The organism is Pseudoduganella sp. GW821-FHT05F09 (genome assembly GCF_059419605.1).
Map to the genome: position 1 here is coordinate 12,632 of NZ_JBWKSD010000007.1, position 21,273 is coordinate 33,904.

The 21,273-nt window shown below is 61.8% G+C and carries 29 protein-coding genes; 28 read left to right on the forward strand and 1 reads right to left on the reverse strand.

The features are described from left to right. Window positions 1–4 precede the first annotated feature (4 nt). The 23 genes from rpsC to dsbD all read left to right on the forward strand — a co-directional run bounded on the left by rpsC (window position 5) and on the right by dsbD (window position 12,980). Window positions 5–823: a 30S ribosomal protein S3 gene (gene rpsC / locus AC07S4_RS21750; protein ID WP_057158346.1), complete on the forward strand. Its 819-nt coding sequence runs from the start codon at window positions 5–7 to the stop codon at window positions 821–823. 2 nt (window positions 824–825) lie between these two features. Beyond that, window positions 826–1,245, forward strand: coding sequence for a 50S ribosomal protein L16 (rplP, locus tag AC07S4_RS21755; protein ID WP_161071433.1), 420 nt, complete (start codon window positions 826–828; stop codon window positions 1,243–1,245). A 12-nt stretch (window positions 1,246–1,257) separates the two neighbouring features. After that, on the forward strand, window positions 1,258–1,449 hold the full coding sequence (gene rpmC / locus AC07S4_RS21760; protein WP_161071432.1) for a 50S ribosomal protein L29: 192 nt from the start codon (window positions 1,258–1,260) through the stop codon (window positions 1,447–1,449). After that, window positions 1,446–1,718: a 30S ribosomal protein S17 gene (gene rpsQ / locus AC07S4_RS21765; RefSeq protein WP_056404288.1), complete on the forward strand. Its 273-nt coding sequence runs from the start codon at window positions 1,446–1,448 to the stop codon at window positions 1,716–1,718. The genes rpmC and rpsQ overlap by 4 nt, the downstream gene beginning before the upstream one ends. A 253-nt stretch (window positions 1,719–1,971) precedes the next feature. Beyond that, window positions 1,972–2,340 carry a 50S ribosomal protein L14 gene (gene rplN, locus AC07S4_RS21770; protein ID WP_050409761.1) on the forward strand — a complete coding sequence of 123 codons (369 nt, stop codon included), beginning with the start codon at window positions 1,972–1,974 and terminating at the stop codon, window positions 2,338–2,340. 11 nt (window positions 2,341–2,351) lie between these two features. Then, entirely contained in the window at window positions 2,352–2,666 is a 315-nt protein-coding gene (gene rplX, locus AC07S4_RS21775) for a 50S ribosomal protein L24 (protein ID WP_161071431.1), read from the forward strand. A 6-nt stretch (window positions 2,667–2,672) separates the two neighbouring features. Next, a complete protein-coding gene (rplE, locus tag AC07S4_RS21780; protein ID WP_161071430.1) occupies window positions 2,673–3,212 on the forward strand; it encodes a 50S ribosomal protein L5 in 540 nt (179 codons plus the stop codon). Window positions 3,213–3,218: 6 nt separating this feature from the next. After that, a complete protein-coding gene (gene rpsN / locus AC07S4_RS21785; protein ID WP_056404282.1) occupies window positions 3,219–3,524 on the forward strand; it encodes a 30S ribosomal protein S14 in 306 nt (101 codons plus the stop codon). A 14-nt stretch (window positions 3,525–3,538) separates the two neighbouring features. After that, window positions 3,539–3,934 (forward strand): 30S ribosomal protein S8, encoded by a 396-nt coding sequence (rpsH, locus tag AC07S4_RS21790; RefSeq protein ID WP_161071429.1) that lies wholly within the window; start codon window positions 3,539–3,541, stop codon window positions 3,932–3,934. A 9-nt stretch (window positions 3,935–3,943) separates the two neighbouring features. Further along, a complete protein-coding gene (rplF, locus tag AC07S4_RS21795; RefSeq protein WP_494988629.1) occupies window positions 3,944–4,477 on the forward strand; it encodes a 50S ribosomal protein L6 in 534 nt (177 codons plus the stop codon). Window positions 4,478–4,490: 13 nt separating this feature from the next. Beyond that, complete coding sequence (gene rplR, locus AC07S4_RS21800) at window positions 4,491–4,853, forward strand: 50S ribosomal protein L18 (RefSeq protein WP_028833785.1); 363 nt, start codon at window positions 4,491–4,493, stop codon at window positions 4,851–4,853. A 10-nt stretch (window positions 4,854–4,863) separates the two neighbouring features. Then, window positions 4,864–5,382 carry a 30S ribosomal protein S5 gene (gene rpsE, locus AC07S4_RS21805; protein ID WP_049817602.1) on the forward strand — a complete coding sequence of 173 codons (519 nt, stop codon included), beginning with the start codon at window positions 4,864–4,866 and terminating at the stop codon, window positions 5,380–5,382. Between the two features lie 11 nt (window positions 5,383–5,393). Next, a complete protein-coding gene (gene rpmD, locus AC07S4_RS21810; RefSeq protein WP_161071427.1) occupies window positions 5,394–5,570 on the forward strand; it encodes a 50S ribosomal protein L30 in 177 nt (58 codons plus the stop codon). Between the two features lie 27 nt (window positions 5,571–5,597). Next, window positions 5,598–6,029: a 50S ribosomal protein L15 gene (gene rplO, locus AC07S4_RS21815; RefSeq protein ID WP_161071426.1), complete on the forward strand. Its 432-nt coding sequence runs from the start codon at window positions 5,598–5,600 to the stop codon at window positions 6,027–6,029. Between the two features lie 32 nt (window positions 6,030–6,061). Further along, window positions 6,062–7,396, forward strand: a complete 1,335-nt coding sequence (secY, locus tag AC07S4_RS21820) for a preprotein translocase subunit SecY (RefSeq protein ID WP_161071425.1) — start codon at window positions 6,062–6,064, stop codon at window positions 7,394–7,396. 21 nt (window positions 7,397–7,417) lie between these two features. Then, the gene (infA, locus tag AC07S4_RS21825) at window positions 7,418–7,636 is read left to right on the forward strand and encodes a translation initiation factor IF-1 (RefSeq protein ID WP_005663428.1); all 219 of its coding nucleotides are present in this window, start codon (window positions 7,418–7,420) and stop codon (window positions 7,634–7,636) included. Window positions 7,637–7,667: 31 nt separating this feature from the next. Then, window positions 7,668–7,781 (forward strand): 50S ribosomal protein L36, encoded by a 114-nt coding sequence (gene rpmJ / locus AC07S4_RS21830; RefSeq protein WP_005663407.1) that lies wholly within the window; start codon window positions 7,668–7,670, stop codon window positions 7,779–7,781. 27 nt (window positions 7,782–7,808) lie between these two features. Continuing rightward, window positions 7,809–8,174, forward strand: coding sequence for a 30S ribosomal protein S13 (gene rpsM, locus AC07S4_RS21835; RefSeq protein ID WP_028833790.1), 366 nt, complete (start codon window positions 7,809–7,811; stop codon window positions 8,172–8,174). 15 nt (window positions 8,175–8,189) lie between these two features. Then, window positions 8,190–8,594 carry a 30S ribosomal protein S11 gene (gene rpsK / locus AC07S4_RS21840; RefSeq protein WP_008444339.1) on the forward strand — a complete coding sequence of 135 codons (405 nt, stop codon included), beginning with the start codon at window positions 8,190–8,192 and terminating at the stop codon, window positions 8,592–8,594. A gap of 225 nt (window positions 8,595–8,819) precedes the next feature. Continuing rightward, window positions 8,820–9,443 carry a 30S ribosomal protein S4 gene (gene rpsD, locus AC07S4_RS21845; protein ID WP_161071424.1) on the forward strand — a complete coding sequence of 208 codons (624 nt, stop codon included), beginning with the start codon at window positions 8,820–8,822 and terminating at the stop codon, window positions 9,441–9,443. 109 nt (window positions 9,444–9,552) lie between these two features. After that, window positions 9,553–10,530 carry a DNA-directed RNA polymerase subunit alpha gene (locus AC07S4_RS21850; protein ID WP_145878057.1) on the forward strand — a complete coding sequence of 326 codons (978 nt, stop codon included), beginning with the start codon at window positions 9,553–9,555 and terminating at the stop codon, window positions 10,528–10,530. Window positions 10,531–10,653: 123 nt separating this feature from the next. Then, the gene (rplQ, locus tag AC07S4_RS21855; protein ID WP_056404269.1) at window positions 10,654–11,049 is read left to right on the forward strand and encodes a 50S ribosomal protein L17; all 396 of its coding nucleotides are present in this window, start codon (window positions 10,654–10,656) and stop codon (window positions 11,047–11,049) included. Between the two features lie 140 nt (window positions 11,050–11,189). Next, on the forward strand, window positions 11,190–12,980 hold the full coding sequence (dsbD, locus tag AC07S4_RS21860) for a protein-disulfide reductase DsbD (protein WP_494988630.1): 1,791 nt from the start codon (window positions 11,190–11,192) through the stop codon (window positions 12,978–12,980). Window positions 12,981–13,041: 61 nt separating this feature from the next. On the opposite strand, the gene AC07S4_RS21865 is transcribed toward dsbD, so the two are convergent. Further along, window positions 13,042–13,563, reverse strand: coding sequence for a Spy/CpxP family protein refolding chaperone (locus AC07S4_RS21865; protein ID WP_494988631.1), 522 nt, complete (start codon window positions 13,561–13,563; stop codon window positions 13,042–13,044). 212 nt (window positions 13,564–13,775) lie between these two features. Between AC07S4_RS21865 and AC07S4_RS21870 the strand changes: the two genes are divergently transcribed. The 5 genes from AC07S4_RS21870 (at window position 13,776) to AC07S4_RS21890 (ending at window position 21,265) form a co-directional block, all read left to right on the forward strand. Next, window positions 13,776–14,504, forward strand: a complete 729-nt coding sequence (locus AC07S4_RS21870) for a response regulator (protein ID WP_494988632.1) — start codon at window positions 13,776–13,778, stop codon at window positions 14,502–14,504. Next, the gene (locus tag AC07S4_RS21875) at window positions 14,501–15,856 is read left to right on the forward strand and encodes an ATP-binding protein (RefSeq protein WP_494988633.1); all 1,356 of its coding nucleotides are present in this window, start codon (window positions 14,501–14,503) and stop codon (window positions 15,854–15,856) included. The genes AC07S4_RS21870 and AC07S4_RS21875 overlap by 4 nt, the downstream gene beginning before the upstream one ends. A 29-nt stretch (window positions 15,857–15,885) precedes the next feature. Continuing rightward, window positions 15,886–17,076: an efflux RND transporter periplasmic adaptor subunit gene (locus tag AC07S4_RS21880; protein ID WP_494988634.1), complete on the forward strand. Its 1,191-nt coding sequence runs from the start codon at window positions 15,886–15,888 to the stop codon at window positions 17,074–17,076. Continuing rightward, on the forward strand, window positions 17,073–20,207 hold the full coding sequence (locus AC07S4_RS21885) for an efflux RND transporter permease subunit (RefSeq protein WP_494988635.1): 3,135 nt from the start codon (window positions 17,073–17,075) through the stop codon (window positions 20,205–20,207). Before AC07S4_RS21880 ends, AC07S4_RS21885 begins: the two co-directional genes overlap by 4 nt. Window positions 20,208–20,371: 164 nt before the next feature. Further along, on the forward strand, window positions 20,372–21,265 hold the full coding sequence (locus AC07S4_RS21890; protein ID WP_494988636.1) for a cell envelope integrity TolA family protein: 894 nt from the start codon (window positions 20,372–20,374) through the stop codon (window positions 21,263–21,265). Window positions 21,266–21,273: the final 8 nt, after the last annotated feature.

Genomic DNA, 21,273 nt, shown 5'->3' on the forward strand with positions numbered 1-21,273 from the left:
CACGATGGGTCAGAAAATTCATCCAACCGGTTTCCGTCTGGCGGTCACCCGTAACTGGGCTTCGCGCTGGTACGCAGGCAACGGCAATTTCGCTGCCATGCTGAACGAAGACCTGAAAGCTCGCGCTTTCCTGAAAAAGAAACTGAAGAACGCCTCCGTTGGCCGCATCGTTATCGAGCGTCCAGCCAAGAACGCGCGCTTCACGATCTACAGCTCGCGTCCAGGCGTGGTCATTGGTAAAAAAGGCGAAGACATCGAAGTACTGAAGTCGGCGCTGACCAAGATCATGGGCGTGCCTGTGCACGTGAACATCGAAGAAATCCGCAAGCCGGAAATCGACTCGCAGCTGATCGCCGATTCGATCTCGCAGCAGCTGGAAAAGCGTATCATGTTCCGCCGCGCCATGAAGCGCGCGATGCAAAACGCCATGCGTCTGGGTGCCCTGGGCATCAAGATCATGTCGTCGGGCCGTCTGAACGGCATCGAGATCGCGCGTAAAGAATGGTACCGCGAAGGCCGCGTGCCTCTGCATACCCTGCGCGCCGACATCGACTACGGCACCAGCGAAGCATCGACCACCTACGGCATCATCGGCGTCAAGGTGTGGGTCTACAAGGGTGACCGCTCGCCGACCGGCGAAGCGCCAGTCATCGAGACCCCGGCTGACGAGAAGAAAAGCCGCGGTCCACGCCGTGACGATGGCAAGCCTTCCGGCCGCCCACGTCCAGGTCCGGCCGGTGCTAAACCATCCCCGGCAGGTGCTGCCCGCGTGCGTTCCGCTAAACCGGCCGCCGCTGCACCAGCTGAGAAAGCAGGAGAATAACCATGCTGCAACCAGCACGCAGGAAGTATCGTAAAGAGCAGAAAGGCCGCAACACCGGCATTTCGCACACCGCCGGCACTTCGGTGTCGTTCGGCGAGTTCGGTCTGAAAGCAGTGGCCCGCGGTCGTATCACCGCGCGCCAGATCGAAGCAGCACGTCGCGCCATGACCCGTCACATCAAACGTGGCGGCCGTATCTGGATCCGCGTTTTCCCGGACAAGCCGATTTCGAACAAGCCGGCCGAAGTTCGTATGGGTAACGGTAAAGGTAACCCGGAATACTACGTCGCTGAAATCCGTCCGGGCAAAGTCCTGTACGAAATGGACGGCGTCGGTGAAGAACTGGCACGCGAAGCGTTCCGCCTGGCTGCTGCCAAACTGCCTCTGGCTACCACCTTCGTGGTGCGCCAGGTTGGCCAATAATAGGAGTGAAATATGAAAGCATCTGAACTCCGCGGCAAAGACCAGGCAGCTCTGCAACAAGAGCTGAACGATCTGCTGAAGGCCCAGTTTGGTCTGCGTATGCAAACCGCTACGCAACAACTGAGCAACACTTCGCAGCTCAAGAAGGTACGCCGCGACATCGCGCGTGTAAAAACGGTAATGAATCTGAAGGAAGCCAAATGAACCAACCAGTGAAACAGTCGCTCAAGCGCACGCTGATCGGTAAAGTGGTGTCCGACAAGATGGACAAGACCGTTACCGTTCTGATCGAACGTCACGTGAAGCACCCTCTGTACGGCAAGATCATTGTGCGTTCGGCTAAATACCACGCACACGACGAAACCAACCAAGTCAAAGCCGGTGATACGGTCGAGATCCAGGAAGGCCGTCCGATCTCCAAAACGAAGGCGTGGACGGTGACTCGTGTAGTGCAAGCTGCACAAATCGTTTAATTGAAGCCGCCGCCGCACTCTTCGGAGTGGGGCGGTTTTCAATTAGTTCTTGCAAGCCCGCAGGTTGTGTGTAATACTTGCGGGCTTCGTTCATGTAACGCCGCAAAGTGTCTCTCCGCAGACATGGACCGCGGTCAGTACTTGTATGAAGGTCAAGCACCCAAACAATGGTGAAAGCCATTGGCGGGACCAAGACTGACCGAGAGGTCCACATTGTGTGGATTCTTCGGCTTAAGTTGGGAAAGAGAATACTATGATTCAAACTGAAAGCCGGCTCGAAGTGGCCGACAATACCGGTGCCAAAGAAGTCATGTGCATCAAGGTATTGGGCGGCTCCAAGCGCCGTTATGCTGGCATTGGCGACGTGATCAAGGTAACCGTCAAGGTTGCCCAGCCACGCGGCCGTGTCAAAAAAGGTGAAATTTACAACGCTGTGGTTGTGCGTACCGCTAAAGGTGTGCGCCGCCAAGACGGCTCCCTGGTGAAGTTCGACGGCAACGCCGCCGTGCTGCTGAACGCCAAGCTGGAGCCGATCGGTACCCGCATCTTCGGACCTGTCACGCGCGAACTGCGCACTGAGAAGTTCATGAAGATCGTGTCCCTGGCACCGGAAGTCCTGTAAGGAGTCAGTAAATGGATAAGATTCGTAAAAACGACGAAGTCATCGTTTTGACCGGTAAAGACAAGGGCAAGCGCGGCACCGTGCAACAGCGTGTAGACGCTGAGCATGTCGTGGTTGAGGGCGTCAATGTTGCTAAAAAAGCGACCAAGCCGAACCCGATGACTGGCGTAACTGGTGGCATCGTTGACAAGACCATGCCTATTCACGTGTCCAACGTTGCTCTGTTCAACGCTGCGACCGGTAAGGCAGATCGCGTAGGCTTCAAAGATGTGGACGGCAAAAAAGTCCGCGTCTTCAAGTCGAACGGCGAAGTAGTGAAAGGGTAATAAGAAATGGCCCGTCTGCAAGCAGTCTATAAAGACAAAATCGTTGCCGAGCTGACCGAGAAATTCGGTTACAAAACGGTAATGGAAGTGCCGCGCCTGACCAAGATCACCCTGAACATGGGTGTGGGCGAAGCAATCGCTGACAAGAAGGTTCTGGAGCACGCTGTTGGCGACCTGACCAAGATCGCCGGCCAGAAGCCAGTGACCACCAAGTCGCGCAAAGCTATCGCCGGTTTCAAAATCCGCGAAGGCTATCCGATCGGTACCATGGTGACCCTGCGCGGCGCCCGTATGTTCGAGTTCCTGGATCGTTTCATCACCGTGGCCCTGCCGCGCGTGCGTGACTTCCGTGGCGTGTCCGGTCGTTCGTTCGACGGCCGCGGCAACTACAACATCGGTGTCAAAGAACAGATCATCTTCCCAGAGATCGAGTACGACAAGATCGATGCGCTGCGTGGTATGAACATTTCGATCACCACCACCGCGAAGACCGACGACGAAGCGAAAGCTCTGCTCGCCGCCTTTAAATTCCCGTTCAGGAACTAATAGATCATGGCAAAACTCGCACTGATTAACCGTGAACAGAAGCGTGTCGACCTGGCAAACAAATTCGCTGCCAAGCGCGCCTCGCTGAAGGCCATCATCGACGACCAGTCGAAGACGGAAGAAGAGCGTTACGAAGCCCGCCTGAAACTGCAGGCGCTGCCACGTAACTCCGCTCCGACCCGTCAGCGCAACCGTTGCGCCGTCACCGGTCGTCCACGCGGCACCTTCCGTAAATTCGGTCTGGGCCGTATCAAGCTCCGTGAATTCGCCATGCGTGGTGAAATTCCGGGTATGACTAAAGCCAGCTGGTAATAGGAGAACAAGCAATGAGTATGAGCGATCCTATCGCCGATATGCTGACCCGCATTCGCAACGCCCAAGGCGTTCAAAAAACGACCGTGGCCATGCCATCGTCGAAAGTCAAAGTAGCGATTGCCAACGTCCTGAAGGACGAGGGTTACATTGAGGACTACGCTGTCGCCGAAGCTGGCGGCAAGTCGGAACTCAAAATCGGTTTGAAGTATTATGTAGGCCGTCCTGTTATCGAGCGCCTTGAGCGCGTGTCCCGTCCGGGCCTGCGCGTCTACAAGGGCAAGGATGAAATCCCAACCGTGATGAACGGCCTGGGCGTTGCCATCGTGTCGACCCCGCAAGGCGTCATGACCGACCGCAAAGCACGCGCCACCGGCGTCGGCGGCGAAGTCATCTGCTACGTCGCGTAAGGAGCAATAATGTCTCGTGTAGCTAAAATGCCTATCGCTGTGCCAGCTGGCGCTGAAGTCGCCATCTCCGCAGCAGCGATCACCGTAAAAGGCCCGCTGGGCGTACTGACCCAGGCCCTGACCGGCCAGGTAAAAGTAGAAAACAACGCTGGCACCCTGTCCTTCGACGTGGCCGACGACAGCCGCGAAGCCAATGCCATGTCCGGCACGCTGCGCGCGCTGGTGAACAACATGGTCACCGGCGTCACCAAGGGTTTCGAAAAGAAACTGAACCTGGTTGGCGTGGGTTACAAGGCGCAAGCCGCTGGCGACAAGCTGAACCTGTCGCTGGGCTTCTCGCACCCGGTCGCGCATGCGATGCCTGAAGGCGTCACCTGCGCAACCCCGACCCCGACCGAGATCCTGATCAAGGGTATCGATCGTCAAAAGGTCGGCCAGGTTGCCGCCGAAGTTCGCGCTTACCGCCCACCTGAGCCTTACAAGGGCAAGGGCGTCCGTTATTCGGACGAAGTGGTTAAGATCAAAGAAACCAAGAAGAAGTAATTAGGGGCTGACGATGGATAAAAAAGAATCTCGTCTGCGTCGCGGACGTCAAACCCGGATCAAGATTGCGCAGCTGAAAGTGAACCGCCTGTCGGTACACCGCACCAACCTGCACATCTATGCAAACTTGACCAGCCCGGATGCCAAAGTACTGGTTTCGGCCTCGACCGCGGAAGCGGAAGTGCGCGCTGAACTGGCTGGCAAATCCGGCAAGGGTGGCAACGCCGCCGCCGCCGCACTGGTGGGCAAACGCGTAGCAGAAAAAGCACTGAAAGCAGGAATCACCGAAGTTGCGTTCGACCGCTCCGGTTTCCGTTACCACGGCCGTGTCAAAGCGCTGGCAGAAGCTGCCCGCGAAGCCGGTCTGAAGTTCTAAGGGTACGATCATGGCAAAAATGCAAGCTAAAATGCAAAGCGACAAGCCGGATGACGGCATGCGCGAAAAAATGATCGCGATCAACCGCGTGACCAAAGTGGTCAAGGGTGGTCGTATCATGGGCTTCGCGGCGCTGACCGTGGTTGGTGACGGCGATGGCCGCATCGGCATGGGTAAAGGCAAATCGAAAGAAGTGCCAGTGGGTGTGCAAAAGGCAATGGAAGAAGCCCGCCGCAACCTGATCAAAGTGCCGCTGAAAAACGGCACGCTGCATCACACCGTGATCGGCCGCCACGGCGCGTCGAAAGTGATGATGATGCCAGCCAAGCCGGGTACCGGCGTGATCGCTGGTGGCGCCATGCGCGCGATCTTCGAGGTGATGGGCGTGACGGACGTGGTGGCGAAATCCACCGGTTCGAGCAACCCGTACAACCTGGTGCGCGCTACCCTGGACGGCCTGTCGAAAATCAGTACTGCTGCTGACATCGCTGCGAAACGCGGCAAGTCGGTGGAAGACATCCTGGCTTAAGGGGAATCCACATGAGCACTATCAAAGTACAACTGGTGAAGGGCCTGATCGGCACTCGTCAAGACCACCGCGCCACCGTGCGTGGCCTGGGTCTGCGCCGTGTTAACTCGGTTGCCGAGTTGCAGGACACCCCATCGGTACGCGGCATGATCAACAAGGTCGCCTACCTCGTGAAAGTCGTATCGTAAGCCCTGGCTTATGATCTGGAGAAATCAATGGAACTGAATACCATTCAACCTGCAGAAGGCGCGAAGCACTACAAGCGTCGCGTCGGTCGCGGTATCGGCTCCGGCCTGGGTAAAACCGCCGGCCGTGGCCACAAGGGTCAAAAATCGCGTTCGGGCGGCTTCCACAAAGTCGGCTTCGAAGGCGGTCAAATGCCTCTGCAACGCCGTCTGCCTAAGCGCGGTTTCAAGTCGCTCAACGCCACCTTCAAAGCTGAAGTGCGCCTGTCCGACCTGAACAACCTGCCAACCGGCGAAGTCGACATTCTGGTGCTGAAGCAAGCCGGCGTGCTGGGCGTGCTGGCCCGCGACGTGCGCGTGATCGCCTCCGGCGAAATCACCAAAGCCGTTGTGGTCAAAGGCCTGAAAGTCACCGCGGGCGCGAAAGCGGCCATCGAAGCGGCTGGCGGCTCGGTAGCCTGAGTCAGTAGCTAACAGCTAGATCGGAGCGAAAATTGGCGACCAACCCGCAACTTGCTAAGAGCGCTGCAGCTGGCTTCCCTTGGGGCCGTCTGTGGTTTTTGCTTGGCGCATTGGTGGTGTACCGTATCGGCGCTCACGTTCCTGTGCCGGGTGTAGACCCGGCACAGCTCGCGGCACTGTTCAAGTCGCAGGAAGGCGGCATCCTGGGCATGTTCAACATGTTCTCCGGTGGCGCCCTGTCTCGCTTCACGGTGTTTGCGCTGGGTATCACGCCCTACATCTCGGCCTCGATCATCATGCAGTTGCTGTCGATCGTGTCGCCGCAGATGGAAGCGCTGAAGAAAGAGGGCGAATCCGGCCGCCGCAAGATCACCCAGTACACCCGTTATGCGACGGTGGCACTGGCTCTGTTCCAGGCGCTGGGCGTCTCTGTAGCCCTGGAATCGCAGCCTGGCCTGGTGCTGGATCCTGGCCTGGGCTTCCGCTTCGTGACGATCGTGACGCTGTTGACCGGCACCATGTTCCTGATGTGGCTGGGGGAGCAGATTACCGAGCGCGGTCTCGGTAACGGCATCTCCATCATCATCTTCGCCGGCATCGCCGCCGGTCTGCCGGGCGCGCTGGGTGGCTTGTTCACCCAGGTGTCGACCGGTTCGATCGGCAGCTTCTCGGCGATCCTCATCGTGGCCCTGGTAGCCCTGGTTACCTTCGCCGTGGTGTTCGTGGAGCGTGGACAGCGCAAGATCTTGGTCAACTACGCCAAGCGTCAAGTCGGCAACAAGATCTACGGTGGCCAAACCAGCCACCTGCCGCTGAAGCTGAACATGGCAGGCGTGATCCCGCCGATCTTCGCCTCGTCGATTATCTTGTTCCCGGCGACGCTCGTGGACTGGTTCTCGAAGGGGCTCGACAAGTCCAGTCCTGTCGTCAGTTTCATGAAAGACCTGGCGGCATCGCTGGCTTCGGGCGAGCCTATCCATGCATTGTTGTACGCCATTGCAATCGTGTTCTTCTGTTTCTTCTATACCGCGCTGGTGTTCAACAGCAAGGAAACAGCGGACAACTTGAAGAAGAGCGGGGCCTTTGTGCCAGGGATCCGTCCCGGTGAGCAGACTGCCCGCTACATCGACAAGATCCTGACGCGATTGACGCTGGCCGGCGCCGTCTACATCACGCTGGTGTGTTTGTTGCCGGAGTTTATGAATGCCCAGTGGAAGGTCCCCTTCTACTTCGGCGGCACCTCCCTGTTGATTATTGTGGTTGTGACCATGGATTTCATGGCCCAGGTGCAAAACTATGTGATGTCGCAGCAATATGAATCGCTGCTGCGCAAAGCAAACTTCAAGGGCGGGATTCCGCAGCGATAAGCGCGGCAAACATAACGAAAAATGGCAAAAGACGACGTCATACAGATGCAAGGCGAGATTCTGGAGAATCTCCCCAATGCAACATTTCGAGTGAAGCTGGAAAACGGGCACGTGGTGCTCGGGCATATTTCGGGTAAAATGCGGATGAACTATATCCGCATCCTTCCTGGCGACAAGGTGACGGTCGAACTGACACCTTACGATCTGAGCCGGGCCCGCATCGTGTTCCGGACCAAGTAAATAAACAATCGTACTAGAAGAGAGTGCAAAAATGAAAGTTAACGCTTCAGTCAAGCGCATCTGCCGCAACTGCAAGATCATCAAGCGCAAAGGTGTGGTCCGCGTAATCTGCGTCGAACCGCGTCACAAGCAGCGTCAAGGTTAATAACCGTTATTTATCGAGGAATAACGAATGGCACGTATTGCAGGGGTTAACATCCCAAACCACCAACATACCGTTATCGGCCTGACCGCCATCTACGGTATCGGCCGCCCACGCTCGCAGTTCATCTGCCAGGCGACGGGTGTTCCAACCAACAAGAAGATCAAAGATCTGGACGACAGCGAGCTGGAAAAGCTGCGTGATGAAATCGGCAAGTTCGTAGTTGAAGGCGATCTGCGCCGCGAACTGTCGATGAACATCAAGCGTCTGATGGATCTGGGCTGCTACCGCGGCATGCGTCACCGTAAGGGCCTGCCGGTCCGCGGCCAGCGTACCCGCACCAATGCACGTACCCGCAAGGGCCCGCGCAAAGCCGCTCAATCGCTGAAGAAATAATCTTAGGAAAATATTATGGCTAAGCAACAAAGCAGCGCAGCAGCAGCTCGCGTACGCAAGAAGGTCAAGAAGAACGTTGCCGAAGGTATCGCACACGTTCACGCTTCCTTCAACAACACCATCATCACCATCACCGACCGTCAGGGCAATGCTCTGTCGTGGGCGACCTCCGGTGGCGCTGGCTTCAAGGGTTCGCGTAAATCGACCCCGTTCGCAGCGCAGGTTGCTGCTGAAGCCGCTGGTAAAGTGGCTGTTGAGTGCGGCGTCAAGAACCTGGAAGTGCGTATCAAGGGCCCAGGCCCTGGTCGCGAATCCGCAGTGCGCGCACTGAACAACCTGGGCATCAAGATCACCGAGATCCAGGACGTTACCCCAGTACCGCACAACGGCTGCCGTCCTCCTAAGCGTCGTCGTATCTAATGATGCTGCCGGCGGATCTGTCCGCCGGCGTCGTCCTCTTGGAAGCAAAAAACCGCTGGAACAGTGGGCCGGAAACGGCTATACTGTCCGGCTGTTCTCGCCTGTCGGGTCAACTCCGGCGGGTTTTTCGTTTTGAGCCACCGTCCAAGCTGAAAGTGAGCTGGACTAGCGCCTAACCACCCGCACCGCGGCTGGCTGGGGCGTCATTATTTAAAGGAAAGCACCGTGGCACGTTATATCGGACCAAAAGCAAAGCTGTCCCGCCGTGAAGGCACTGATCTGTTCCTGAAGAGCGCACGCCGCTCGCTGGATTCGAAATGCAAACTGGACGTCAAGCCAGGCCAGCACGGCGTGAAATCGGGCGCCCGCACCTCGGACTTCGGCAACCAGCTGCGCGAAAAGCAAAAAGTCAAGCGTATGTACGGCATCCTGGAACGCCAGTTCCGCCGCTACTTCGCCGAAGCCGACCGCCGCAAAGGCAACACCGGTGAAACCCTGCTGTCCCTGCTGGAAACCCGCCTGGACAACGTTGCATACCGCATGGGCTTCGGCTCGACCCGCGCTGAAGCGCGCCAGCTGGTATCGCACAAGGCCTTCACCGTGAACGGCAATGTGGTGAACATCGCTTCGTACAACGTGAAGACCGGCGACGTGATCGCCGTGCGCGAAAAAGCCAAAAAGCAAGTGCGTATCGTTGAAGCGCTGTCGCTGGCTGAACAAGTTGGCATGCCAGCTTGGGTGTCGGTGGATTCCAAGAAAATGGAAGGCACCCTGAAATCGCTGCCAGAGCGCAACGAAATCGCCCACGACGTCAACGAATCGCTGATCGTCGAACTGTACTCGCGTTAATCGTAGTCAGTTGTTTCCCGCCCGCTGCCGCTCATGCACAGCGGGCGTTTTCACTAATGCCATCAGCCTTATCGGTGTAATGAGCCGAGGGTATTGAAAAGGACATTTCATGCAAAACAGTTTGTTGAAGCCACGTATTATCGACGTAGAAACCCTGGGCGCCGGCCACGCGAAAGTCGTGATGGAGCCGTTCGAGCGTGGCTACGGCCACACCCTGGGCAACGCGCTGCGCCGCGTGCTGCTGTCGTCCATGATCGGCTACGCGCCGACCGAAGTGACGATCGCCGGCGTGGTGCACGAGTACTCGTCGCTGGACGGCGTCCAGGAAGACGTGGTCGACCTGCTGCTGAACCTGAAGGGCGTGGTCTTCAAAGTCCACAACCGTGATTCCGTCACCCTGACCCTGAAGAAGGAAGGCGAAGGCGCCGTCCTGGCATCGGACATCGACCTGCCGCACGACGTCGAGCTGATCAACCCGGACCACGTGATTGCCCACCTGACCGCAGGCGGCAAGCTGGACATGCAGATCAAAGTGGAAAAAGGCCGCGGCTATGTGCCGGGCAACGTCCGCCGCCTGTCCGAAGACACCAACAAGACCATCGGCCGCATCATCCTGGACGCTTCGTTCTCGCCAGTGCGCCGCGTGTCTTACGCCGTGGAATCGGCCCGTGTGGAACAGCGTACCGACCTGGACAAGCTGATCATCAACATCGAAACCAACGGCGTGATCACGCCGGAAGAAGCGATCCGCCAGTCGGCCCGCGTCCTGGTGGACCAGTTGAATGTATTCGCTGCCCTGGAAGGCACGGAAGCGGCCGCCGAAGCGCCATCGCGCGCTCCGCTGGTCGATCCTATCCTGCTGCGTCCAGTGGACGACCTGGAGCTGACCGTACGTTCGGCCAACTGCCTGAAAGCGGAAAACATCTACTACATCGGCGACCTGATCCAGCGTTCGGAAAACGAACTGCTGAAGACGCCGAACCTGGGCCGCAAGTCCTTGAACGAAATCAAGGAAGTGCTGGCTTCGCGTGGTCTGACTCTGGGCATGAAGCTGGAGAACTGGCCGCCTGCAGGTCTGGAGAAGTAATTCTTGTAGCACCCGTCCCCGGCATGTGCCGGGGGCGTTTAACCCTTATGAACCGGTCCGCGCCCTGGTGAGAGCCTTGGCGATCGAAGAACCTGGCATTAAACATCATTGAAAGGAAGTACCATGCGTCACCGTCACGGCCTCCGTAAACTGAATCGTACCTCGTCCCACCGCCTGGCTATGCTGCGCAACATGACCGTTTCCCTGCTGCGTCATGAAGCCATCAAAACCACCGTTCCTAAAGCTAAGGAACTGCGCCGCGTGATCGAGCCGATCCTGACCCTGGGCAAGACCGACACCCTGGCCAACAAGCGCCTGGCCTTCGCCCGCCTGCGCGACCGCGAAATGGTTCTGAAGCTGTTCGCTGAACTGGGCCCACGCTACGCCAACCGCAATGGCGGCTACCTGCGCATCCTGAAAATGGGTTTCCGCGTAGGCGACAACGCTCCTATGGCTTACGTTGAACTGCTGGACCGTCCAGAGATCACCGAAGCTGTTGAAGTTGCTGACGAAGCGTAATTAACGCCGAGTGAGAAAAAGCCAGGCTCTGCCTGGCTTTTTTTATGGGCCGCCGGTTCGGCGGGGGCGCACATGCCCCCGCGCAGCGCAACCCGCCCAGCAGGTGTACCATAGAAAAGTTTTAGTTTTAGAAGGCTGTCATGTTCCGCTTTGCCCACCACCTCGTCCGCCTGCTGGTCCCCTTGACATTGCTGACGCTGCTGTTTTCCGCCCCGGCGCGCGCCGAGGAGGACTTCCTCGATCCCGCCGTCGCCTTCAAATTCTCGGCCCGCATGCTGGACGCCAAGACCGCCAGCGTCACCTACGACATCGCGGACGGCTACTATATGTACCGCGAGCGCTTCGCGTTCAAGGCGCAGGGCGCTACCCTGGGCAAGCCGGACATCCCGCCGGGCAAGGTCAAATTCGACGAGACCTTCAACAAGGAAGTCGAGACCTACCGCAAGCACATCACCATCACCATCCCGGTGGACACGGCCGGCCCGTTCACGTTGACCGTCACCTCGCAGGGCTGTTCCGACAAGGGCTTGTGCTACTCGCCGCAGGACGCGCAGGCCAGCCTGATCGGCAGCGGCGGCAGCAGCCCCGCGCCGGCCGCCGCCAGCGCCGCCGCACCGGCCGCGCCGGGCGCGGACGGCGACAGCGAGCTGGGCAAGATCGAAGCGGCGCTCAAGGGCGGCCGCCTGCTGGTCATCCTGCCGCTGTTCGCGCTGCTGGGCCTGGGCCTGGCGTTCACGCCCTGCGTGCTGCCCATGGTGCCCATCCTGTCCTCGATCATTGTCGGCGAAGGCGCGCGCAGCAGCCGTTCGCGCGGCCTGCTGCTGTCGCTCACCTATGCGCTGGGCATGGCCATCGTCTACACCGCGCTGGGCGTGGCCGCCGGCCTGATCGGCGAAGGCCTGGCCGCCGCGCTGCAGAATCCCTGGGTGCTGGGCGCCTTCGGCCTGCTGATGGTGGGCCTGTCGCTGTCCATGTTCGGCGTGTACGAACTGCAAGTGCCGGCCGGCCTGCAAAGCCGCCTGAGCACGGTCTCCAACCGCCAGTCCTCCGGCAAGCTGGCCGGCGTGTTCGCCATGGGCGCCATTTCCGCGCTCATCGTCGGCCCCTGCGTGGCCGCGCCGCTGGCCGGGGCGCTGGTCTACATCAGCCAGACGCGCGACGTGGTCGTCGGCGGCGGCGCGCTGTTCGCCATGGCGGTGGGCATGAGCGTGCCCCTGGTGCTGGTGGGCGTGTCGGCCGGCACCTTGCTGCCGCGCGCCGGCGCCTGGATGGACAATGTGAAGCAATTCTTCGGCGTGCTGCTGCTGGCCATGGCCTTGTGGCTGGTGTCGCCGGTGCTGCCGGCCGCGCTGGCCATGGCGGGCTTCGCGCTGCTGGGCATAGGCTACGGCGTGTATCTGCTGTCCCGCACGGGCCGCAGCCGCGGCATGAACTGGGGCAGCGCGGGCTACGGCTGGCTGGCCAAGGCGGTGGCGGCGGTGTTCATCATTCTCGGCGGCGTGCAGCTGGCGGGCCTGGCGACCGGGGGCAGGGACGTGCTGGCGCCGCTGGCTCACCTGACCGGCGGCGCGCAGGCGGTGCACTTCACGCGCGTGAAAACCGTGGCCCAGCTGGAGGCCGCGCTGGCGCAAACGGGCGGCAAGACTGCCATTCTCGACTTTTATGCCGACTGGTGCGTGTCCTGCAAGGAGATGGAGAAGCTGACCTTCATCGAGCCGGCGGTCAAGGCCAGGCTGGCCAACACCGTGCTGCTGCAGGTGGATGTGACCGCCAATGATGAAGACGACAAGGCTTTGCTGAAGCGTTTCAAGCTGTTTGGTCCGCCGGGCATTATTCTGTTCAACAGCCAGGGGCAGGAGATAGCGGACTCGCGGGTGGTCGGGTTCCAGAATGCGGAGACGTTCCTGAAGTCGCTGGAGAAGTTGCAGTAGCGGTGCTGGCGGGTTACGCAGCGGCGGGCTCGGCGCCCGCCTGCCAACCCGCCGTGTTTGATTAGCCGTGGCGCATCATCATGCCGCCACCCTGGCCGCCGCGGTGGCCGCCGAAACGGCCGTGGTGGTGCTTGGCTGCCTCGTCGAAGGTCTTTTGCTGCTCAGGCGTCAGCTGGGCGTAGAAAGTCTTCAGCGCGGCCAGGCGGACTTCCTGCTGGGCCAGCATCTGCTTGTGCATTTCCTGGCGTTTTTCCATCAGTTCCGGCGCGCTCAGCTGGGCCAGCGCGGCGCGGTCCGGACGGGCTGCCGGCAGCTTGGGCGCGGTGGCGGCGGTGAAGGCCGCCCAGGCCGGCTCCTGCGCCGCCGTCAGCTTCAGCTTGTCGTGCAGCGCGGCCTGGCGCTTGGCGACCATTTCCTTGAATTTTGCCTGGCGCTCGGCCATCTTGGCGGCGATCTGCTCCTGCGTCAGAGCCTGGCCGTGGCGGCCCGGAGCCGGGGCGTCGGCGGCGTAGGCGGCGCTGCCGGCCGCGCCCAGACCGAATACGGTCATGCCGATGATGAGGGATTTGCGTATCGTGTTCATGGTCCATCCTTTGCGTTGGGTTCAGTGGCTTCTGCTTATGTGCACTGCACATGGAACACATCTTGGCAGGGCGGTGTTGCCCCTGCATTGCCCCGCCGGCCGCTTTTGTATCAAACTGTTTCTCCGCTGCCGCTACTTGCTGTGGCGCCAGATATACAAGCCGATACAAACGCTTGTTGGCCTTCCCCCGCCGAACTAAGGATAATTGGAGCATGGAACAAACTTCTACCATCCTGATCGTCGACGACGACCGCGATATCCGCTCCCTGCTGGCCGATTATCTGGAATCCAACGGCTATCGCGCCCAGTGTGCGGCGGACGGCGCCGCCATGTGGAAACAGCTGGACGAAGCCCGCCCCGACCTGATCGTGCTGGACCTGAACCTGCCCGGCGACGACGGCCTGAGCCTGTGCCGCAAGCTGCGCGCCACCTCCTCGCTGCCGGTGATCATGCTGACCGCCCGCAACGAGCCGCTGGACCGCATCCTCGGCCTGGAAATGGGCGCCGACGACTACCTGCCCAAACCGTTCGAGCCGCGCGAGCTGCTGGCCCGCATCCGCAGCGTGCTGCGCCGCAGCCACGCCATGCCGTCCAACGCCGGCTCCGACAAGGTGCAGCAGATGCGCTTTTCCAACTGGACGCTGGACCTGACCGCGCGCCATCTGGTCAATCCGGACGGCCTTGTCATTATGCTCTCGGGCGCCGAATTCCGCCTGCTGAAAGTGTTCCTGGAACACCCCAACCGCGTGCTCAACCGCGACCAGCTGCTGAACCTGACCCAGGGCCGCGACGCCGACCCCTTCGACCGCTCGATCGACATCCAGATCAGCCGCCTGCGCCAGAAGCTGGGCGAGGACGCGCGCGTGCCGCAAATCATCAAGACCGTGCGCAACGGCGGCTATGTGCTGGCCGGCGCGGTCAGCGTGGAGCCGCTGGCGTGAAAGATTTCCTCAGTTCGATGACGGGCCGTGTTTTTCTGGTGCTGCTGCTCGGCATCGTAGGCTCGGCCGCGCTGACGCATTACCTGGCCGTCACCGAACGCCAGCGCACCCTGGAGCGCTACCGCGACTCCTACGTGCTGGACCGCTCCGACGAGCTCATCTCCACCATCAGCGTGGTGGCGCCCGAGGCGCGCGCGGCCTACCTGAAAATCGTCAGCCAGGGCGGCCTGCGGCTGGAGGCGAGCGACGCCGCCATCGATACGGCCGCCCAGCAGACCGCTTTTTCGCGCCAGCTGTCGGCCCGACTGGGCAAGGACTACGTGCTGGCGCCGCAGGCCGGCCGCGCCGCCGCCTGCGACGCGCCGCGCGAGATCAACTCCATCTTCGGCCCGGTACAGTGGCGCGGCATTTGCGAAGTGATCTTCGTGGGCCTGCACGACGGCCAGGTGCTGCGCCTGACCGTGTTGCCGCCGCGCTCGCCGCCGCCCACCGGCCAGAACGAACTGTTTTCCGTCCTGCCCTTCCTGTTCAGCATAGTCGGCCTGGCCTACCTGGTCACGCGCATGGCCGTGCGCCCGCTGCAAAAGCTGGCGCAGGCCGCCAAAGACCTGGGCAACGACATCAACCACCCGCCGCTGGCCCTGGGCGGCGCCAGCGAAATCCGCCAGGCCAGCGCCGCCTTCAACGCCATGCAGGCGCGCATCCGCCAGCACATTTTCCAGCGCACGCAGATGCTGGCCGCCATCACCCATGACCTGCAGACTCCGCTCACGCGCATGCGCCTGCGGCTGGAAAAAGTCACCGACAGCGACCTGCAGCAAAAGCTGCTGGGCGACCTGTCGGCCACGCAGCAAATGGTGAAAGAGGGCCTGGACCTGGCGCGCAGCATGGACAGCACCGAGAACATGCAGGCGCTGGACCTGGACTCCCTGCTCGACAGCGTGTGCGCCGACGCGGCCGACGCCGGCCAGGACGTGACCCTGAAAGGCCGCGCCGCCATGGCCCTGATGGGCCGCCCGCTGGCGATCCGCCGCTGCCTGGTGAACCTGCTCGACAACGCCGTCAAATACGGCCACAGCGCCAGCGTGACGGTGGAGCGCATGGTGGGCGCGGCGCGCATCCGCATCCACGACGCCGGTCCCGGCATCGCCCCCGACCAGCTGGCCCAGGTGTTTGAACCCTTCTACCGCATCGAAACTTCCCGCTCGCGCGAATCCGGCGGCACCGGCCTCGGCCTGACCATCGCGCGCAACATTGCTGAACAGCACGGCGCCAGCATCGCGCTGGCCAACCACGCCAACGGCGGCCTGGAAGTGACCCTGGTGCTGCCCGAATATTACGCAGGGAAATAATTCCCGCATTGCAATAATCCAAGAAAACCATGAAAAAGACGACACTGATAGTTCTGGTAGGCGCCGCCGCCGCGATAGGCGCGGGTGGCTGGTATTACGCGCAACCGGCGGCGGAACCCGCCAGGCAGGCGGCCGGCCAAGGCTCGGGCAAGGGCGGCGGCCAGGGCCAGCAAGGCCCCACCACGGTCAACGTGGTGTCGCCGCAGCGCCAGGACGTGCCGGTGATGCTGACCGCCAACGGCACCGTGTCGCCCATCAGCACCGTGGACCTGCACCCGCAGACCACCAGCACCATCGTCAAGGTGCACATCAAGGAAGGCCAGTTCGTCAAGCAGGGCGAGCTGATGTTCTCGCTCGACAGCCGCAGCGAAAACGCCAACGTGGACAAAGCCCAGGCCCAGGTGATGCGCGACCGCGCCACCCTGGCCGACCTGGAGCGCCAGTACCAGCGCAGCATGGACCTGCTGGCGCAGAAATTCATCGCCCAGGGCGCGGTGGATACGCTGCGCAGCCAGGTCGAACAGGCGCGCGCCGTGCTCAACGCCGACCTGGCCGCCACCCAGGCCGTCAAGGTGGACGCCAGCTACACCAGCATCCGCGCCCCGATGACGGGCCGCGTGGGCGCCATCAACGTCTACCCGGGCAGCCTGGTGCAGCTGTCCACCTCGCTCACCACGGTGACCCAGCTCAACCCGATCAATGTGTCCTTCACCTTGCCGGAAAGCGCGCTGGCCGGGCTGCTGGCGGCCCAGCACGCCGGCGCGGTGCCGGTGGAAGTGGAATCGGGCGGCAAGCAGTTCAAGGGCAAGCTGAGCTTTATCGACAACGCGGTCGACCCCATGGCCGGCGTGATCCGCGTCAAGGCCGAGTTCGACAACAGCCAGACCCAGCTGTGGCCCGGCCAGTACGTCAACACCAGGCTGACCGTGCAAACGCTGAAAGATGCGCTGGTGGTGCCGCAAAACGCTATTATTAGCAATACCCGAGGTACTTTCGTGTACACGGTCGCCCCGGACCAGACCGCCGTGGTGGCCAACGTCAAGCGCCTGCACAGCTTCGGCCCTTACGCCGCCGTGTCCGGCCTGAATGGCGACGAAAAGATCATCGTGGAAGGCAAACAAAACCTGCGCCCCGGCGGCAAGGTGCGCATCGCGGAAGCCGCGTCCGAAGGCAAGAAAAAGGGCGGCGGCGACGCAAAAAAGAAGGATAGCGCAGCATGAACCTGTCCGAACTATGCATCCGCCGCCCGGTGATGGTGGTGCTGCTGTCGCTGAGCCTGATTTTGGCCGGCGTGCTGGCCTATTCCCACATCCCGGTCGCGGCGCTGCCCAGCTATAACACCCCGGTCATCAACGTCGGCGCCGACCTGCCGGGCGCCAGCCCGGAAACCATGGCGTCCTCGGTCGCGCTGCCACTGGAGAAGCAGTTCTCCACGATCGCCGGCCTGAGCATGATCACCTCCACCAGCACCCTGGGCAACACCTCGCTGACCCTGGAGTTCGACCCCAGCATCGACGTCAACCAGGCCGCCGTGGACGTGCAGGCCGCGCTGCTGCGCGCCCAGCGTTCCCTGCCGCAGGAAATGACGGACCTGCCGTCCTACCGCAAGGTCAACCCGGCCGACGCGCCGGTGCTGTTCATGGCCATGACCTCGCCCTCGCTCAGCCTGTCCGAGCTGAACGACTACGCCGAAAACCTGATCGCTCCCAGCCTGTCCACCTTGCCCGGCGTGGCGCAGGTGACGGTCAACGGCCAGAAGCGCTTCGCCGTGCGCGTGCGCGCCAAGGCCGACCTGCTGAACGCCCGCAACATCACGCTCGACGAGCTGGCCGCCGCGATCAAGTCGGCCAACGCCAACACCCCGCTGGGCATCCTGGACGGCCCCAGCCAGACCCTCACCATCCAGGGCAACGCCCAGCTGATGAAGGCGGCCGAATTCGCCGAACTGATCATCGCCAACCGCAACGGCCAGCCGGTGCGCCTGAAGGACGTCGCCACCGTCGAGGACAGCTTCCAGTCCGTGAAAGCGGCCGGCAGCTACAACGGCGAGCGCTCCATCGTGCTGCTGGTGCAGCGCCAGCCGGACGCCAACACCGTGCAAGTGGTGGACGGCGTGCGCAAGCTGCTGCCGCGCTTCAACGCCCAACTGCCGGGCTCGGTCAAGATCAACCTGGTCAACGACCGTTCCGTCTCCATCCGCGAAGCCATCCACGACGTCAACCTGACCCTGGCGCTGACCGTGCTGCTGGTGGTGCTGGTGATCTTCCTGTTCCTGCGCAAGGCCGCCGCCACCTTCATCCCGGCCATCACCATGCCGATCTCGCTGCTGGGCGCGCTGTCGCTGCTGTACGCCTTCGGCTACAGCCTGGACAACGTGTCCCTGCTCGGCATCACGCTGGCCGTGGGCCTGGTGGTGGACGACGCCATCGTGGTGCTGGAAAACATCGTGCGCCATATCGAGATGGGCAAGAAGCCGCTGCAGGCCGCGCTGGTCGGCTCGCGCGAAATGGGCTTCACCATTATTTCCATTTCGATTTCGCTGGTGGCGGTGTTCATCCCCATCTTCTTCATGCCGGGCGTGATCGGCCTGCTGTTCCACGAATTCGCGGTGGTGGTGGCGCTGTCGGTGCTGGTCTCGGCCGTGGTGTCGCTGACCCTGGTGCCCATGCTGTGCGCGCGCCTGCTGCCCAACGAGGCGCACGACGCCGAAGGCGACGACACCTTTATCGGCCGCTGGTTCGAAGCCGGCTTCTCGCGCCTGCGCAACGGCTACGCCAGCACGCTGGACATCGCGCTCAAGCACCGCTACGTGGTGCTGGCCGTCGCGGTGGCCACCTTCGCGCTGACCATCGTGCTCTACATTGAAATTCCGAAAGGCTTCTTCCCCGAGGAAGACCTGGGCCAGATCCAGGCCACCACCGAAGCGGCGGAAGACATTTCCTCCAGCGCCATGCTGGAACTGCAGACGCGGGTGGTGGAGGCGGCGCGCGCCGACCCCAACATCCAGGACGTCACCTCCTTTGTGAGCGGCAGCAACACCGGCCGCATGTTCATCGTGCTCAAGCCGCGCGGCGAACGCGCCAAGATGCCGGAAGTGCTGGACAGCCTGCGCAAGGCGGTGCGCAAGGTGCCGGGCATGCAGGTCTACCTGCGCCCGACGCAGAACTTGCAGCTGGGCGGCCGCCCGAGCAAGAGCCGCTACCAGTACACGCTGCAGTCGGTCAGCCCGGACGCGCTGGGCGAATGGGCCGGCAAGTTCCAGGAGCGCATGCGCAACGACAACGACTTCCGCGACGTCACCAGCGACTCGCAGAACCGCGGCCTGCAAGCCTCGCTCAATATCGACCGCGACAAGGCCAACACCCTGGGCGTGGAAATCAGCGCCATCCGCAGCGCGCTCTACCTCGCGTTCGGCGAGCGCCAGGTTTCCACCATCTACTCGTCCGCCGCCAGCTACTTCGTGATACTGGAAGCGGCCACCGAGGACCGCCAGTTCGACGACGCGCTGACCAAGATATCGGTGCGCAACAAGACCGGCCAGCTGGTGCAGCTGTCCAGCTTTGCCAGCGTGGCGCGCACCGTGGGGCCGACCTCGGTCAACCACCAGGGCCAGCTGCAGGCCATTACGCTGTCCTTCAACCTGGCGCCGGACGTGCCGCTGGGCGTGGCCACCAACAAGATCGACAAGATGGCGGTGGACATGGGCCTGCCCGCGTCCATCATCACCACCTACGGCGGCGACGCGGCCGTGTTCCAGAGCTCCCAGGGCAGCCAGCTGATCCTGATCATCGCCGCGCTGGGCGTCATCTACGTGCTGCTGGGCGTGCTCTACGAGAGCTATATCCACCCGCTGACCATCCTGGCCGGCCTGCCGTCGGCGGCGGTGGGGGCCTTGCTGACCCTGCGCCTGTTCAATCTGGACCTGACCATGATCGCCATCATCGGCATCCTGATGCTGATCGGTATCGTCAAGAAGAACGCCATCATGATGATCGACTTCGCGCTGCACGCGCAGCGCAACGAAGGCATGCAGCCGGCCGAAGCCATCCGCGAAGCCTGCGTGTTGCGTTTCCGTCCCATCATGATGACCACGCTGGCCGCGCTGATGGGCGCGCTGCCCATCGCCCTCGGCCTGGGCGCCGGCGCCGAACTGCGCCAGCCGCTGGGCCTGGCCGTGGTGGGCGGGCTGATCTTCTCGCAGGTGATCACGCTCTACATCACCCCGGTGATCTATCTCTTCCTCGACAAATACAGCGGCAGCGGCCCCATGGACGACGCGGCCATGGTGGATGAGCCCGAACCGGCCAAGGCGCCGGTCGAGCTAAAAGCTGTCAGCCTCGCCAAGCACTGATATCATACTGCGGGCCGGAATAATTCCGGCCCGTTTAGTTTTGGGCGCGTGGCCGTTGCTACGCAAGCGCAACCTTTGTGATACATACGGTAACATCCATCAAGACCGAGTCCGGGTAAGCTGGGTGCTCTCTCTCGGGTGTTTGTACAGAAAGTCCGTTTATCTTGTTCCAGTTTAGCCACACCCACGGGGCCGACCATAGCCACGAATATTGCGAAGCATGCGGCCAGCGCCTGCCCCGTCCCGACGGCTACGGCTTTGGCGGGCCGCGCAAGCACAACCGCGTCGGCATCGGCATCTCGATCGCGCTGCACCTGCTGATCGTGCTGTACTACCTGTTCCAGCCCAAGGACAAGATCACCATCAAGCCGCCCGCCAAGGAGGGGCAGATGGTGTGGGTGGCGCCGCTGAAGGACAAGCCGGCGCCGAAGGCCAAGCCCGAGCCCAAGAAACCGGAAGTAGCGAAAGCGCAGCCGCAGCCGCGCCGCGAGAGCAAGGCCGTGGCCAAGAACGCGCCGCCCAAGCTGGAAACCTATGTGCCGCCGGTGCAGGCCACGATGAAGCCGCCGCCGACCCCGGCGGTGGAAGAGGACATGATGGCGCGCGTGGAGGCGGCCCGCAAGCGCCGCGCCGACGCCAATCCGCAGCCGGCGGCCGAGCCGCAGGAAAGCGAGGCCGATCGCGCCAACCGCATCGCGCGCGCCAACATCATGGGCGCCATGGGCCGCAACGCGGCCGGCGAGCGCGAAGACACGGGCGGCATCTTCTCCATCGTCAACAAGTCCGGCCTCAGCGCGGACATCAAATTCCGCGGCTGGAACACCAACTTCAAGCGCCAGTGGTCGCAGCAGGTGCACGTGGAGCTGGGCACGGACATCGACATCGAAACGGCCATCGTGCGCCGCATGATAGACCTGATCCGCAAAGAGAAGCCGGGCGAATTCCAGTGGGAATCGCACCGCCTGGGCAAAGTTATTACCATGAACGCCGGCAAGCAATACCAGGGCGAACTCGAAGCCTTCCTGCTCAAGGAATTCTTCCCCAACTACCGCAGATAAAAAACGGG

Coding starts and splice junctions, on each gene's coding strand:
- AC07S4_RS21870 (WP_494988632.1), top strand. CDS start 13,776: ATGGAACAAACTTCTACCATCCTGATCGTCGACGACGACCGCGATATC.
- rplX (WP_161071431.1), top strand. CDS start 2,352: ATGGATAAGATTCGTAAAAACGACGAAGTCATCGTTTTGACCGGTAAA.
- AC07S4_RS21850 (WP_145878057.1), top strand. CDS start 9,553: ATGCAAAACAGTTTGTTGAAGCCACGTATTATCGACGTAGAAACCCTG.
- rplE (WP_161071430.1), top strand. CDS start 2,673: ATGGCCCGTCTGCAAGCAGTCTATAAAGACAAAATCGTTGCCGAGCTG.
- rpmC (WP_161071432.1), top strand. CDS start 1,258: ATGAAAGCATCTGAACTCCGCGGCAAAGACCAGGCAGCTCTGCAACAA.
- infA (WP_005663428.1), top strand. CDS start 7,418: ATGGCAAAAGACGACGTCATACAGATGCAAGGCGAGATTCTGGAGAAT.
- rpmD (WP_161071427.1), top strand. CDS start 5,394: ATGAGCACTATCAAAGTACAACTGGTGAAGGGCCTGATCGGCACTCGT.
- rpmJ (WP_005663407.1), top strand. CDS start 7,668: ATGAAAGTTAACGCTTCAGTCAAGCGCATCTGCCGCAACTGCAAGATC.
- rplP (WP_161071433.1), top strand. CDS start 826: ATGCTGCAACCAGCACGCAGGAAGTATCGTAAAGAGCAGAAAGGCCGC.
- rplO (WP_161071426.1), top strand. CDS start 5,598: ATGGAACTGAATACCATTCAACCTGCAGAAGGCGCGAAGCACTACAAG.
- rplR (WP_028833785.1), top strand. CDS start 4,491: ATGGATAAAAAAGAATCTCGTCTGCGTCGCGGACGTCAAACCCGGATC.
- rpsH (WP_161071429.1), top strand. CDS start 3,539: ATGAGTATGAGCGATCCTATCGCCGATATGCTGACCCGCATTCGCAAC.
- dsbD (WP_494988630.1), top strand. CDS start 11,190: ATGTTCCGCTTTGCCCACCACCTCGTCCGCCTGCTGGTCCCCTTGACA.
- rpsE (WP_049817602.1), top strand. CDS start 4,864: ATGGCAAAAATGCAAGCTAAAATGCAAAGCGACAAGCCGGATGACGGC.
- rpsQ (WP_056404288.1), top strand. CDS start 1,446: ATGAACCAACCAGTGAAACAGTCGCTCAAGCGCACGCTGATCGGTAAA.
- rpsN (WP_056404282.1), top strand. CDS start 3,219: ATGGCAAAACTCGCACTGATTAACCGTGAACAGAAGCGTGTCGACCTG.
- rplN (WP_050409761.1), top strand. CDS start 1,972: ATGATTCAAACTGAAAGCCGGCTCGAAGTGGCCGACAATACCGGTGCC.
- rpsC (WP_057158346.1), top strand. CDS start 5: ATGGGTCAGAAAATTCATCCAACCGGTTTCCGTCTGGCGGTCACCCGT.
- AC07S4_RS21880 (WP_494988634.1), top strand. CDS start 15,886: ATGAAAAAGACGACACTGATAGTTCTGGTAGGCGCCGCCGCCGCGATA.
- rpsK (WP_008444339.1), top strand. CDS start 8,190: ATGGCTAAGCAACAAAGCAGCGCAGCAGCAGCTCGCGTACGCAAGAAG.
- AC07S4_RS21865 (WP_494988631.1), bottom strand. CDS start 13,563: ATGAACACGATACGCAAATCCCTCATCATCGGCATGACCGTATTCGGT.
- rplQ (WP_056404269.1), top strand. CDS start 10,654: ATGCGTCACCGTCACGGCCTCCGTAAACTGAATCGTACCTCGTCCCAC.
- AC07S4_RS21885 (WP_494988635.1), top strand. CDS start 17,073: ATGAACCTGTCCGAACTATGCATCCGCCGCCCGGTGATGGTGGTGCTG.
- rpsM (WP_028833790.1), top strand. CDS start 7,809: ATGGCACGTATTGCAGGGGTTAACATCCCAAACCACCAACATACCGTT.
- rplF (WP_494988629.1), top strand. CDS start 3,944: ATGTCTCGTGTAGCTAAAATGCCTATCGCTGTGCCAGCTGGCGCTGAA.